11 protein-coding genes are annotated in these 13,533 nt (G+C 63.7%); 2 read left to right on the forward strand and 9 right to left on the reverse strand.

The features are described 5' to 3' along the window. Positions 1 to 74: 74 nt before the first annotated feature. Together QXZ85_RS10050 and QXZ85_RS10055 are read right to left on the reverse strand one after the other, a co-directional pair. Positions 75 to 1,052: a hypothetical protein gene (locus QXZ85_RS10050; protein WP_315702034.1), complete on the reverse strand. Its 978-nt coding sequence runs from the start codon at positions 1,050 to 1,052 to the stop codon at positions 75 to 77. 313 nt (positions 1,053 to 1,365) lie between these two features. Continuing rightward, positions 1,366 to 2,391, reverse strand: coding sequence for a hypothetical protein (locus QXZ85_RS10055; RefSeq protein WP_316174013.1), 1,026 nt, complete (start codon positions 2,389 to 2,391; stop codon positions 1,366 to 1,368). Positions 2,392 to 2,912: 521 nt separating this feature from the next. Here QXZ85_RS10055 and QXZ85_RS10060 point away from each other — a divergent pair. Next, complete coding sequence (locus QXZ85_RS10060) at positions 2,913 to 3,419, forward strand: YchJ family protein (protein ID WP_315702032.1); 507 nt, start codon at positions 2,913 to 2,915, stop codon at positions 3,417 to 3,419. An 889-nt stretch (positions 3,420 to 4,308) separates the two neighbouring features. Next, entirely contained in the window at positions 4,309 to 4,509 is a 201-nt protein-coding gene (locus tag QXZ85_RS10065; RefSeq protein WP_315807161.1) for a hypothetical protein, read from the forward strand. Between the two features lie 111 nt (positions 4,510 to 4,620). Here the strand turns inward: QXZ85_RS10065 and QXZ85_RS10070 are convergent, their stop codons facing one another. From QXZ85_RS10070 to QXZ85_RS10100, 7 genes are all read right to left on the reverse strand, one after another. Beyond that, positions 4,621 to 5,862, reverse strand: a complete 1,242-nt coding sequence (locus QXZ85_RS10070; RefSeq protein ID WP_316174015.1) for an O-antigen ligase family protein — start codon at positions 5,860 to 5,862, stop codon at positions 4,621 to 4,623. A 126-nt stretch (positions 5,863 to 5,988) separates the two neighbouring features. Next, a complete protein-coding gene (locus tag QXZ85_RS10075; RefSeq protein ID WP_315702029.1) occupies positions 5,989 to 6,963 on the reverse strand; it encodes a glycosyltransferase family 2 protein in 975 nt (324 codons plus the stop codon). Further along, positions 6,960 to 8,177, reverse strand: a complete 1,218-nt coding sequence (locus QXZ85_RS10080) for a glycoside hydrolase family 16 protein (RefSeq protein WP_316174017.1) — start codon at positions 8,175 to 8,177, stop codon at positions 6,960 to 6,962. The genes QXZ85_RS10075 and QXZ85_RS10080 overlap by 4 nt, the downstream gene beginning before the upstream one ends. Then, a complete protein-coding gene (locus QXZ85_RS10085) occupies positions 8,174 to 10,429 on the reverse strand; it encodes a glycosyltransferase (RefSeq protein ID WP_316174019.1) in 2,256 nt (751 codons plus the stop codon). Before QXZ85_RS10085 ends, QXZ85_RS10080 begins: the two co-directional genes overlap by 4 nt. Next, the gene (locus tag QXZ85_RS10090; protein WP_315761408.1) at positions 10,426 to 11,487 is read right to left on the reverse strand and encodes a glycosyltransferase family 2 protein; all 1,062 of its coding nucleotides are present in this window, start codon (positions 11,485 to 11,487) and stop codon (positions 10,426 to 10,428) included. Before QXZ85_RS10090 ends, QXZ85_RS10085 begins: the two co-directional genes overlap by 4 nt. A 4-nt stretch (positions 11,488 to 11,491) precedes the next feature. Further along, on the reverse strand, positions 11,492 to 12,613 hold the full coding sequence (locus QXZ85_RS10095) for a glycosyltransferase (protein ID WP_410052715.1): 1,122 nt from the start codon (positions 12,611 to 12,613) through the stop codon (positions 11,492 to 11,494). A gap of 181 nt (positions 12,614 to 12,794) precedes the next feature. Continuing rightward, a complete protein-coding gene (locus tag QXZ85_RS10100; RefSeq protein WP_315702025.1) occupies positions 12,795 to 13,529 on the reverse strand; it encodes an FkbM family methyltransferase in 735 nt (244 codons plus the stop codon). Positions 13,530 to 13,533 lie beyond the last annotated feature (4 nt).

A 13,533-nucleotide genomic window follows, 5' to 3' on the forward strand; every position in this document is an offset into this window, starting at 1 on the left:
TATCGTTCTCATCCTCATCTCGCACGACCCGCCATAAAAGCGAGAAGTGTAACCCATGTGTTCGGTACGCAATTTCACCTATCTCTCGGGTCGCTCAACGACGCCGTCGCCGGCAGCTTTGAGAGCGTGTCCGGCCCGCGCTCGCGAGGGCGTGGTGGAATTCGCCGGCCGCCAATGGTGATCGCGATTCCGAGTTTCCAGACCGATTTTGCGAGTAACTTAAGCGCCAGATAGGCGCCGCTAAAGATGGGCCAATAGGTCGCCTGCTTCAATCCATCTCCGACATACGCCAGATCGCGGGGGCCGGACCAGCCGGGATCGGGTGGAATCGTGCACAGAGTTGCTTCCGTGAGGGTGTTGAGATCCAGGCTGCAGATATCGTACCCACGCAGGAAGTATAAAGTCTGCGGACTGCGGTAACAGAGGCCAGAAATGGGGCCGTTGCCAAGATAGATCCGCTGCACGTTGCCCGTCACCGTGTTCGGGAGCGCTCCATCGACCCTGTAGATGCCCGCTTTTACAACTATTCCATTTTTGCCACCCAAGTCACCGGTCGACAAATAGAGTGTGTCGCCGTCGCCGAATGTGAAGTCGCCGCTCATATAGGCGGGTATCTCCTGACTGGGCTTGCATGGGTTGGGAATGGTCAGTTGCGAAGGATAGATCGTGACGTAAGGAACCGCAGAACCATTTTCGAGGAAAGAGATTTGAAAGATCTGCTCTCCTATCTGTTGAGCGCCCTGGCTCGTATCATAGGAGCTGAAGTAGACGCGCTCCTGCCCGAAGCCGATCATTCGCACCCTGACTTTGGAAAGATACACCTGGTAGGCCAGCGGTTCGACGTAGATGAGTACGTCGGTTTTCGGGCCCTGGGTCTTGTGGATCTCAGCATCGCTTGGGCCGCAGACCAGCTCGAATTCTTTGTCGGCAGTGAATGCCAGGCTCTGCACGTTTCCGCTGCCGGTATGAACTGGATATGGCGGCAGAGTTGGATTATCTGCGTCGATCTGCCATACGACATCGCTCCAATCGCAAACCGCAAATTTTGCCAAGTCCGAACCCTCCTGATCCTTTTGAGAAATAAAGTTCGGAACTGCCGAAGAGTCGTTGACCTGGATCAGGCAACGTCGTTGACCAATCCGTCCTGCGCGTAGCGGCGCCCAGGCAGGCGACGACTATCCCCCGTGGCCGCCGACTTCCGGTCGATTTCCGCCGCGCACCAACCATCGCGGCAAATGCAGAATCCGGCCTGAAGTCTCCATGCCGGCACTTAGAGGATTATGGCGTAGACACACTGCTCATCCTCATCGTTCGTGGTCCGCCATGCTTGACCGCGTCATGGCCGTTCGGACAGGCTGACGCGCCTCACGCCCGCCGCCCGACCATCAGCAGGATGCCGCCGAACTGCGGCAGCAGCGCCAGCAGCACCAGGCGCAGCATGGCGAAATCATCCGCCGCCGGCTTCACCAGGCCATGGGAGACCCAGGCGACCAGCTTGATCGCGGCCTCGGTCTGCGGATCGGCGGTCTGCGTCACCGACTGCAGCGCGGCGTCCAGCGCGCGCCGGCGCTCGGCCACCTCGGCTTCGCGCTCCCTGCAGAACTTGCCGACGCCGCTCTTGCATTCGCGGTCGCGCGCGATGGTGGCGTCGGCGAGCTGCGCCTGCGCGGCCCCGATCGCCGGCGTCGTCCGCGAGGAGCGTGCGAACGCGACCTCGCTGATATTGGTGGAGGCGAAGCCGATTCCTGCGGTAACTGCGAACACGAAGGTCATCGACCACACCGTCCAACCCGCGAGCGCGGTGGCGCGGTGGCGCTCGTGCCAGAGCCTGGCGGCGCAGGTCGGCATCACCAGCGCGACCAGGTCGGCGGCGACGCCGATCGCCAGAAACATCCAGCCCGCGACATGGCTCGAGCCGAGCGACTGCGCGAACCAGCCGTTCATGGCCATGCCGACGAGAGCGAGCGCGAACGCGGCCGCCTGCAGCAGATAGGGCGCAAGGTTGCGCCGCGCGGCTGCGCTGGCCGGTGCTGCGGCTGGCGTCGTCGCAGGCGAAGCCGAGGCGGCGATTTGCCCGGCCCCGGCCCACGCGCTTGCGGTTTCTTCGATCCGCGCGCGGTCGGCGATCGACGGCCGCTTCGCCTCAGCCTCGACCAGCTCCAGGAAATCCGGCGCGATCAGCGAGTCCGCGGCGTAGAGATCGTCGTCCGCATCACTGGCGGCCTTCAGCCTGGCCTGGGCCTTGTTCGCTTCGGTCTTGCTGGTCTGGGGCTTGTTGGTTGAAGTCTTGGCTCGCTTGCGCGGCTTGGTCGCGGGCGAGCGTTTGGCGCGGGTCGCCGGCTTCTTGGGCTGGTGCCAGGGAATGATTGACGCAACTGACTCGTCGGCCATCGGAGCCGCTCCATTCGGTCGCGATGCGGCGGCGCGCGGGCGTGCAGGCAAGCACGCTGTCGCGCCGGCATCAGGTTGATGTGAGACCGGGAGCTAGGCCTTGGGCCCGTCCAGGGCGGGCCTCTTGATCGATTTACGGCTTGGCCGGCATCGCGCGAAAAAATTGGCGTAGCGATCGCGCGCCATGGCCGCTGATGATGCGGGCGGGCTCGCGGAATGCGAACGCGACGTAATGAGGTCGGCGTCCGAAAAAGGTTCTGCTCCGCGCGGGGCCGGGCCGGTCAGCCGAACGCCCAACACCCACTCTTAACGAATGGTTAACACGGATTCGCCGGTGGCGAAACGGCGCGGCGTGGTTGTCGGCGCGGTCAGCGACACTAGGCGGCAAAGGTGCGGCTTTGGGGACACAGGGTTGATCGCTGCGCTGGCGCGCGACTCTTTTCCCCCAGGTATTCAAGAATATCAGAATCGATTCGCTCGGGTGGCGTTCTGGAGCGCTACCCGCATGATAATATTCCTGGATGCCATGCCCTTGCGGTTCAGATCTGGATTTTGAGCGGTGTTGCGGTCCGTTCTTGAGCGGGGATGAGAACCCCCCGACGGCCGAAGCGTTGATGCGCTCGCGCTACACTGCCTACGCGAGAGGCAACATCGACTACATCGCGCAAACGCTCGCGCCGGAGAAACGCGGAACATTGGACGCCGAAGCCGCCACGGCGTGGGCTACGCAGGCCAAATGGCTCGGCCTGAAAATCCTGTTTGTTGAAGGCGGCCAGCAGGCAGATGCGACGGGCGTAGTGTCCTTCATTGCGACTTACCAACAGGGCGGTCAAACCATTGCGCATCACGAAGTCTCGCAGTTTGGTCGGCGAGACGGCGACACGTGGCGATTCGTCGAGGGCAATGCGAGCGCGCGCGTCATTGACGGGCGGCGGGAAGGCACGATGCGGAGCGCGGCAAAAGTCGGCCGCAACGGTCCCTGCCCGTGCGGGAGCGGCAAGAAATACAAAAAATGCTGCGGAGCTTAGGTCGGCGCATTCGGGTGCGCGCGCGTCTGCAGCATCTCCTGAGGGCACCGGACGCGATATCGAGACTCGTTCACGAGTCGCGGTCCATCGTTCGTGCGTGAGGCCGAGTGCCTGTCAGGCAGATCGCGTTCATGTTGAAACGAATGACCGCTGCGGAACGACCACAACCACGCCGGCTCTCTTCAGTTCTGAGTCAAAATTTCTATTTCGCTTTTTCGGAAATCGTGTTATCTCTTCGCTATCCCGCCTCGATGCGAGGGGCGTATCGCGATCGTCACGAACGCGAGGCGGGGAGCGGTGGCCGCGACGGTGTTGCCCGACGAGCAGCATCGGTCGGTGCGCGCGTGAGGCTTTCGGCGGGGCAGGTACCAAGCCCGTCGTCTCCGGCCTTGTGCGAGGCACCTTCGCGGACGGCCAAGCCGTGTGGTCCTGGCGCCCCGGTGCTGGCGCCAAGTTCGTGATGCTTTGACGAGCACGCGAGCGACAGGGGCAAGACAGCCGGTCCCTGGGGAGAGCACGGAGCAACCGGTTAAACCATCGCGCAGGGAAGGCCGGGATGTCTCAGCCGAACCTGTGGTGACTGCCGCCTGCTTTCTTTTCTGCAGGCGGGCCATGGGGGCGGCGAGCTCCCGGCCTTCCCTGCGCCCTCGCATTCTCGAGAGGGCGGACGAAGCCAAGCCTCGGGTGCCTGCGCGGCCCGCGAGAACGCCTGCGGCTACCCGTTGTTTGACATCGCCGTCGCGCGCCGACCCCACGCAAGCGGGCGTGAGGTTGCGGTCGCGGCGCTTCAACTCATTGTCAGGGCAAGTGATCCTGCGGGCCGAAACCCGGCGGGTATCCAAAATCTTAACCTTTTCGAGCTTCGATGGGGGGTGCAAAGGACCCTGATATGGCAGTCGGAATTCAGCAACATTTCCTTCCCCGGTCGGCCAAAGCCGTCGCGTTCGACAGGACGGCACCGCTGAAGGGGAGCGCGGTGCGGATGAGCCCCGCGCTGCGCTATTCCTCGCCGCGGCCTTGGCTGCTGGCGGCCTCGATCAGCGGCGCCATGTGGGCCGGCATCATCTGGGCGGTCTGGCGCATCCTCTGATCGTCCAGTTTTCAGCGACTTAAGATAGGCTCCGGCTTCACGTTGCCAGCAGCCTTGCGCTCGCCGCGTGTGCGGCATCGGGCATTCGTATCAGCTTGGGGGAAGGCGCGATCAGCGCATCGCGCGCGGCTTGATCGCGGCGCTCTGCCCGGCGCGATCCCATGCGGTATTGGCTTCGCGCGCGTAGTAATAGGCGCCCATGAAGATGATCGGCATCAGCGCGAACTGGATGAACAGCTCGACCTCGCCGATCGTCCTCAGCGTCACGAAAGCGATGAAGCCCAGGAAGAAGCAGCCCTCGGGCTGCGGATCGCGCAGCACCCAGCGCACGACGTTGAACACCACCGTGATGACGGTGGCGGCGGCCAGGAAGATTCCGGTCAGCCCCAGCTCGACGCCGATCTCCAGCCAGAGATCGTGAAAGTGGAAGCCGGACCGGGTGTAGATGTAGAAGAACGCCCAGAACTGTTCGGCCGCCCGGTTGCCCTCCACCCAGAACGCCTGCAGGCCGACCCCGCCGAGCGGATGGTTGGCGATCACGTCGGTCGCATAGGACCAGAGCAGGGTGCGCCCGGTCAGGCTGGTATCCTTGCCGATCGACAGCAGCAGCACCTCGAACAGATTGTCGACCGAGAGAAACGCGATGCCGAGCCCGGCCAGCACCACGACGGCCGCGATCAGGATGGTCGAGATCCGCGCATTCGCGGACATCTGCCGCAGCAGGAACGGGATGAAGGATGCGAACAGCGCCACGCCGGCGCCAAGCAACGCGCCTTCCGACCCCGCTGCGATCAGCAGCGACGGGGCGCCGAACAGCGCGCCGAGCGCAACGAACCGCGTGATTTTCGGCTGCTTGCTGTCGAGCATCACCCAGCAGCTCGCCAGCATCGCCAGCGCGACCGCGAGGCCAAAGCTGTTCTTGGCGCCGAAGATGCCGGTCTCGTATTGGCTCGCCACCACCGAGGCCAGGAAGGCGTACATCAGGTTGGCGATGTAGCGGTAGGCCGGCAGGCTCTGCGCAAACAGGATCGCGATGTAGATCGTGATCGCGATCTGCGCGGCGGCACGGGCCGACAGCGCCGGCTGATCCGACCACACCATCGACAGCGCGCCGAACAGCGGCAGCATCCAGGGCAGGAAATTCCAGAAGATCACCCGCTGGGCCTGCAGCGGATAGAGCCCGCTGTAGAGCAGGGCGGAGCCGAGCATGATGACGGCCGGAATGGTCGGGACGGCCTGGATGAAGGCCAGCGACACCGCGCAACAAAGCCAGGCCGCCCAGGCGATATGGCGTTGCCAGTTCGCGCTGCGCTGCACATCGTTTCTCGCCGGATTCCTCGCCAGCAGGCTCATCCTGATCCAATCACATGCACCGCGCGTCCCGCGCGGCGGTTCAAAGCAGGCGATATAGCAGGCGGAGGCCTGCGCGCCTATATTCATCGTGCCGGGTAGGCCACCCCTCCCGACAGGCCGGGTTAGTTACGTCATGCCGAGCAGCCTGCGGCTGCGCAGCACCACCTGCTCCAAGAGGCGGCTCACCAGAAAACTGCAGGTGCTCCAGCGGATCAGGAACGGGGCCAGAAACGCGCCGACGTCGCGCGCCTTCACCGCGTCGATGACGTTGAGCCACTGCACCCGCGCATCGATCGATTCATAGTGCTGGCGGATCAGCCGGCGCTCGTCCGCCGTCAGTGTGGTCAGGCGCAGCAGGCTCTTGTCGCTGTCGCGCAGCCGCTCGAGGTCGCGCTTGGTGTGGTTGCCGCTCAGGGAGCCCGCGCGGACGACGGAGACATAAGTGGCGGACGGGATCACCCGGAACACAGCGCCGGCCGCGAGCGCACGCGCGTAGAGCGCGAAATCCTCGCCGAGGCGCAGCTCCTCGTCGTAACGCAGGCCGTGCTGGACCAGGAACGCCCGCCGCAGCATCGGTTTGAGAAAGCCGTATTCCTTGCGCAGCCGCCCGGCCTGGCTGATGTTGCCGGCGACAAAGGTCGCGAGGTCGAGCGTGACGGTTTGATCGAGGCCGAGCAGCGGACTGCCGTTCGCTGTCTCAGCGCCTTCCCTGACCTGCAGCAGGTCGTCCGCGACGAGGTCCGCCCCGTCGGAGACCGATAACAGGCCGCGGAGGCGGTCCGGCGCGAAGTAGTCGTCACCGTCCAGGATGGTGACCCAGGGCGCATCGGACAAGGCCAGCGCGCGATTGCGCGCCGCGGCAGGGCCGCCATTGCGCTCCATCCGTTCCAGATGCAGCCGGGCCCCGAACTCGTCGATCAGAGCTGCGACAACCGCTGCCGTGTCGTCGGTCGAGCGGTCGTCGACCACGATCACGCGATTCACCTCCGGCGCTGCGAGCGCGGAGCGCACCGCTCGCGCGATCGTGCCGGCGTTGTTCCAGACGGCGATGATGACGTCGACTGAGGCCGGCAATATCCGCTCCGATCGCTCCGCGGTCATTCACTTGCTCCTGACCGCTCCGTCGGCAGGGGACGCGTATAGGCCCGCACCCAGTCGATCGAATAGAGGGCCGGAAACTTGGTCCACGCATTCGGGGCCCCGGGCCAGCCGCCGCCGACCGCCAGGTTGATCAGCATGTACATCGGCTGGTGCAGGTCCTGCGGCGTCGACGCGCTCGCGACTTCTATATCGTCGAAGAACCAGTTGATCGTGTCCTTGGTCCACTCGACCGAATAGGTGTGAAAGTCGGCCGAGGCATCGGGAATATCGATCGGCTTGGTTTCGAACGAATGCTTGCCGCCGGCATTGCTGTGCCAGGACATGTAGACCTTGCTCGGATTGTCACCGAGGATTTCCAGCACGTCGAGTTCGGGCGGCCAGGCGCCGTTCGCGGGCAGGAGCCAGAAGGCCGGCCACAATCCCTTGCCGCGCGGCACCTTAGCCCGGATTTCGAACACCCCATATTGCTGCGAGAAGGATGCCTTCGTGGTCAAAAGTCCCGATGCGTAGGAACGTCCCCAGGCGACGCTGCGCACCTTCTCGTCCAGCGGCTCGGCGACGATGTCGAGTTTGCCGCTTCCTGTCCGGAACGGATTGAGGTTCAGGCTGGTCGATCCGGTCCCGGCGAATTTGGGATCGACATAGACTTCGAGCTCGCCATTGTTCACCAGGGTTCTGCTGTGGACCGAGGTCGGGCCGCCATAGCCGAAATTGGTCCGCCACCGTCCGGGCGACGAGGCACCGTCCTCCAGGTCGAGGCTCAGCTGGTCGAACTCGTCGGCGAAGCTGGGCACGAGACCGCTGCGATCCAACTCGATCTGAACCGAGCCAAGAACGTCCTTGTCCGCACCGACGACCGTCAACTCCTGGCCGCCACCGAGATCGATCACAATATCCGGTCCGGCAGTGGTAGCACGAGCTCGCAACTGATCGAGGCTCAGCGCGGTGAAGCCGACCAGCCTGATCTTCTGCCCGGCAGCTGGGTGGAATTCCTCGATCCGCTTGCTGCCTTGGCCCTTGCCGATGACGAACACGTGTCCGCGTTCGGCGCTGGTCAATACCTCGGCGCTGGCACCTGGTCGCTCATCGGCATGCGCGGTTGCGCCGGACATGATCCCGGCGATCGCAACGACAAACAGCCAGGCGCGCGGCCGCAGCGGCATCCTCGCGCGGTTGGCGGAGCGGGGCGTTGCTGGTCGAGTATTGCGTTTCATGATGCCGTCCGCCGCAGACCTGCGTCTGCCTGTTGCGTTGCCGTCGCCTTGATTGCAGCAACAATGCCGGCATACGCCTGCTCGGCCGAAAAATGCTGCTTTACCGTCTTCAGCCCGTCCGCTCCCAGGCGCTTGCGCCGCTCCGCGTCGCCGAGGAGAGCGATCACCGCAGAGGCAAAACCGGGCGCGGTGTCTTCGACGAAAACGCAGCCGCTCACGATGTCGCTGACGCCCTGCAGCGTGGTCGATGTCACCACCATGGCCTTGCCCTTTGACAAGCCCTCGATCAGCTTGATCTTGAGGCCGGATCCGGCGCGGAGCGGCGAAATCACGACCGATGCTTCAGCATAGAGGCTTTCGAGATCGTCCACGACGCCCAAGAGCCTGGTTGCGACGGGCGTGCCGGAGACCGCGTTGCAGACGCTCCCCGCTATCAGGAGTGATGCGTTCGGCCGTTCGCGGCGAATCCGCGGCCAGCAGGTCTCGATGAACCAGTTGATCCCGTCGCTGTTCGGCGCGGTCGAGCTGCCGACGAACAGCAGGATGTCAGCTGCGCCCGGCTGCGGTTCGCTAACGGGATCGGCGGCAATCGGCGCGAGGACGATCTCATGACGAGGCAACTCCCGCTGCAGCATCGCAGCCTCGTCGCGCTGAATCGCAACCACGATTTCAGCAGCGGCAAGCATGCGGAGTTCCTGGTCGAGGGAGAGCGAGGCGACGGTATCAGCGGCATTCAAGCGTGCAAATTGCGAGGTCCGACTCGAAAACAGATCGTGCATGATGACGACGCGCCGCGCATCGGGGCGCAGCGCATAGGGGAAGGCGTCGGTGAGGAAGCAGTAGTCCGCGATCTGGACGTCCGAGATCGAGGGCGCCTCGCGCGCGACAAAGATCTGATCTTGCCGTGTCATCGGCTGGGCTATCGCGTAAGCCGCCGGCCGCGTGAGAGGGCGCGAAAGCATGCCGCTGCGAAGAAGCAGGCGGTCGAAGACCGCCACAGACGCCTTGATCGCCAGCCGCGGGTCGCGCGCGATCACATAACGTCCCAGACGAAACGTCCCTCGGACCTTGATGGTCTTGAAGACGTCCATGTCGGCGGAGAATTTGAGAAACGGCCATCGCCCCATCATCACCGGCGAGGGGACCCGCAAATGAGCGTCGTATCCCTTCGCTGCAAGGAAGCCGGCGATCTCAAGGAGGTAGCGCGAGCTTCCGTTGTTGCGTGCCGTGATGCGCTGCCGGCTCAAGATGCAGATCTGCTGTCGCCGCGGCTTTTCGATCGGCTTCGATCGAGGGATACGCCGAACCAAGGCATCCTTCAGCGGAATCCTGAGCAGCGCCGCGGCAGCGGGATTGCGGACCGCAATCCGGACCGCTTCGCCCAGCTTTCGACCCTTGAGGGCCCGCACCAATTCGTCGAAGGCGATGGCGCGCTCCACTGAACGCGCGCGTGCCTCGAACAGCGGCTGCAATTCCGCGGACGGCCACCGCCTGGCCCAGTCCTGCTCGACCTCACGTATCCGCATCAGCGCAAGTGTATTCAAGCGATGGGACAGGGAGGCGCCGTGGCGTCGATAGAAGTAGCCGAGTTGCGGCACGATCCAGAACCGCGCGCCAGCCAGCAACAGCCGGATCACCAGATTGTAGTCCTCGGCGATGATCAGCCGCTCGTCATAGCGAATGGCGTGCTTGGCCAGGAGCGAGGCACGAATGATCGGCTTGAGATAGCCGAAGGCGGGTCCGCCGCCATAAAGATTGTTGGCCGCGAGATAGTCGCGGGTGGAGAGCTGACGAGGCTCCGTCGCCCACGCTCCGTTCAGGAGCGTTTGCGGCGTCGCCCGGCGTTCGCTGTCGAACAGCAGCAGGTCATCGGCGACCATGTCGGCGCCGGTGGTGTCGCAGGCCCGAAGCAGCGACCGTAGACGATCAGGATGCATCAAATCGTCGCTGTCCATGATCGCAATCCAGCGGCCCCGGGCAACATCGATGGCCCGATTGCGCGCGGCAGCGGCTCCGCTGTTGGTCTTGGATTCAACGAGCCTGATCCGGGGATCGTCGGCCATCAGGCGCCTGACGATGGAAACGCTGGCGTCGGAGGACGCGTCGTCGGAGACGATCACTTCAATGTCGTCTAGAGTTTGCCCGCATGCCGACCGGATCGCATCGGCCAGGAACGCCGCGCCGTTGTAGTTCGCGACGATGACGCTGACCTCGACGTCAGCGCCGGAACGTTCCTGTGCAGTCGCGGTCATGGCTTGTCCGCCGCTCCCAAAGCTGCGGGATAGGTGCTGCGCCCGCCCTGCCGTTGTCGTACGCGTGAAGCTTGGCGCAGGACCTCGACGATGAACCCAAACGAGAAGCCGAGATGCATCAGCATCGCTGCAAAGCCCGCCGCGCCTGCGCAGAGATTGCGTTGCCGGAGTCCTTCGATCGCGCCGAGGCTCAGGCTTGCTGCCGCCCACAACAGCGCGGGAACGGCAAAGACCGGTGAAACCGGCGCCAACAGCGACAGGCACACGGCCGGTCCCACCATGACCGGGATCAGCTGACGCAGCTTGGGCCGGCTCCGATGCTTCAGGATGTTCATCGCGCGCCCGCGCCCGAAATTGCGGTACTGCCGGAACAGCGACACCGGGCCTTTCCGTGGGTAATAGGTGATGTCGGCGCCGGCACACAGATAGATGCGAGCTCCGGCTGCACTCAGGCGAGCGTCGAGCTCGGCATCCTCGTTGTGCGAGAATGCCTCGTCATATCCGCCGACGGCGCGAAACGCCTTGACCTCCATCAGCGCATGATGGCCGTGATCGACAAATCGCCCTTCGGCTGCCTTGCGATGCGCCGATCCGCCGTTGCCGAGCCGGGAGTTCTGCGCGGCGGCGGCGGCCGTTTGAAAGCAGGTCGTGCCCGCGGCGATCATGCTGACGACGACCGATTGCGCCCCGGTCTCGGCCTGCGCCCGCAACAGACTGGTGCAATAGCCTGCCGGATAACCGGCATGTGCATCGACACGAACCAGATACGGCGCGAGGTCGCCATATTGTTCGACGGCCCGGTTGACGCCGCTGCTTTGAATTCGGCGTTCGTTGTGAACGATCGTGATGCGATCGTCACGTTGCGCGCACGCCGTCACGATCCCCAAGGTGCTGTCCGTGCTGCCGCCATCGGCAATGACGATCCTGCGCACAGTCTCCGGCGGCTCGGCCATGAAGGTTGCGAGCGTGTTCTCGATGTAGCGCTCCTCGTTGAGGCAAGGGATCACGACAATTGCTGCAGACGGCGCGTTGTGATCGGCTGAGGCTACATTCGACATGAGGTTAAACTCCTGCCCGAGCGAGACTTCCGAGCGTCTCGAACGATTTGAGAAGTTCGCCGCAGCTCTGTCGGGTCGCCGCCAAATCGGGACTTGGGACGTTGCGCAGCGCCGCCGTCAGCTCCTCATAGCGCGCATCCGTCAAGTCTCGGATGAACTCGGACAGAGATGCCGTGGGATCACCGTCGAGGACGGCGCCGATGCCCCTCTGCTGCAGCCAGCGCGCAGTTTCCACGCCCTGCAATGCGATCGGAATCGCCCCGAAGAACGAACTCTCATAGACCCGGTTCGGCAGCAGCCAAGACGAGTTCAGCCCTTCTTCGAAGAAGTCGATCGCCCAGCTGAAGTGCACGTCGCCATAAAGCTTGGGCAGATCCTCGAAGCGATAGGATCCCAAGAAGCTGAGGTGGGGGCACGCGGCGACCTGCGCCTCGAAATCGGGAAACTCCTTCGGCGACGGACGGCCGGCGATCCTGACCTCAAGGAGGCCGTTCATCGCCTGTGCAGCGGCACCGAGGATCTCAAGGCTTCGGCGGCAGCGGATCATGCCGAACCAGCCGATCTTCCAGGGCGGACCGCTCGGCCGCGACATCTGGCGATCCATCTCGCGATCGACGAGGAGAACCTTGTTTTCCAGAATCGTGATTGGCCGGTCGAAGCCTCTGGGAGCAAAATATTCGGACACGAAACGCGGAGAACTGGTCAGGATGTGGTCCACATCCCGCATCAGCCGCTTCTCCATCGCGCGCAACAGCCGGTTTGGCAGAGCCCTGCCGAGCAGCAGGCGATGAATATCGAGACACTCGTAGATCAGCGGTGCGGACGGTGCATAACGCCGTCGAGCCTTTGCCGCCACGTACAGCATCTCGAGGTTTCGCGCGAGCACCACCTGGCTGCCGCGGACCAACTGATCGAGCCGACCCAGGTTCAGGCCAGCCGCGGCCACCGAGCCGATCCTGGCCAGGAAGGCTCCGTCCCTGGTCTGACCAAGGTCGACAAACTCACATCCGCTGATCTCATGAGGCACAGCGGCCGTGCGTCGGAATCCGGCAAGCTGCACGTCCGCGCCGCCTGCCGTCAGCATCCTGACGCGGCGGTGAATGGCAGGATCCGAGAGGTCATGCACGAGGTAGGCGATCTTCAGCTTGGTCTCCTGTTCGATCTGATCTCGTGCGTCACGGAAGGATTCGCCATGGTTGCGCCGCGGCTTTTGCTCGGAGGATTAGACGATGTCGCGCCAGTCGGCATCGACAGGAAGCCGTTAAGGCTAACGTCGCGCAGGGCAAACGCGCGGATCGACTGTGTTCTCACGGCGTTTGCTGCAGGAAGAAGAAGTTGTTGACATATCGATCGCCTGATCCGGCCTGCTGCAATGTGACCGCCGTCTCGGCGCTGATCGGCGACAGCCGATCGCTCTCGAGCACAAAGGCGCGATAGCCGAGCTGGGAGAGGTGCTGGAAAACGCGCTGGATCGAGCCGGCGTTGTGGCGCTCCTCGATTTCGATCATCAGATTCGGTCGATCGCGTTCAAGAATCCCCTGCGCGCCGCGCAACACCGCTTCCTCATGTCCTTCGACGTCGATCTTGATCAATCCGACCCTCGCCAGGCCCATGCCGTCAAGCCGACGGGCTGTGACCGGGACCGACTGGAAGGCCGCGCCGGACAGGCTGTTGCTCGGTGCGAGCGTGCCCAAGGCCGCCTCGCCGCCGCCAGCCCCTTCCACCGGTACGCGCAGCTGTAGCGTCGCATCCTCGTCCGACAATGCAACGTTCTCAATCCTGACATTGGCAGGCAGCATGCGGGCAGCTTCCCGCGCGCTCACCGGATTAGCCTCGAAAGAGAGTACCTGAGCTGCGAATCGCGCAAAATGGCGCGAATAGAAGCCAAGGTGGACACCAACGTCGATCACGAGCAAATCTTGCGGTATTATTTTGTGGATGTATCTGATCTCGGGCTCACCAGCCTTCGTATGTAGGTATTGCTGATATTTCAGCCAGTGCCAGAAGCTCGGAGAAAAATCGTGAAGGAATTGAGACAGCATCTCT

The organism is Bradyrhizobium sp. SZCCHNGR1005 (assembly GCF_032489995.1).
Taxonomy (GTDB): Bacteria; Pseudomonadota; Alphaproteobacteria; order Rhizobiales; family Xanthobacteraceae; genus Bradyrhizobium.

What these genes read in the sequence shown, in the direction of transcription:
- QXZ85_RS10070 (WP_316174015.1), bottom strand. Translation starts at nt 5,862, where the DNA reads ATGAGCCTGCTGGCGAGGAATCCGGCGAGAAACGATGTGCAGCGCAGC.
- QXZ85_RS10080 (WP_316174017.1), bottom strand. Translation starts at nt 8,177, where the DNA reads ATGAAACGCAATACTCGACCAGCAACGCCCCGCTCCGCCAACCGCGCG.
- QXZ85_RS10065 (WP_315807161.1), top strand. Translation starts at nt 4,309, where the DNA reads ATGGCAGTCGGAATTCAGCAACATTTCCTTCCCCGGTCGGCCAAAGCC.
- QXZ85_RS10060 (WP_315702032.1), top strand. Translation starts at nt 2,913, where the DNA reads ATGCCATGCCCTTGCGGTTCAGATCTGGATTTTGAGCGGTGTTGCGGT.
- QXZ85_RS10100 (WP_315702025.1), bottom strand. Translation starts at nt 13,529, where the DNA reads ATGCTGTCTCAATTCCTTCACGATTTTTCTCCGAGCTTCTGGCACTGG.
- QXZ85_RS10085 (WP_316174019.1), bottom strand. Translation starts at nt 10,429, where the DNA reads ATGACCGCGACTGCACAGGAACGTTCCGGCGCTGACGTCGAGGTCAGC.
- QXZ85_RS10075 (WP_315702029.1), bottom strand. Translation starts at nt 6,963, where the DNA reads ATGACCGCGGAGCGATCGGAGCGGATATTGCCGGCCTCAGTCGACGTC.
- QXZ85_RS10090 (WP_315761408.1), bottom strand. Translation starts at nt 11,487, where the DNA reads ATGTCGAATGTAGCCTCAGCCGATCACAACGCGCCGTCTGCAGCAATT.
- QXZ85_RS10055 (WP_316174013.1), bottom strand. Translation starts at nt 2,391, where the DNA reads ATGGCCGACGAGTCAGTTGCGTCAATCATTCCCTGGCACCAGCCCAAG.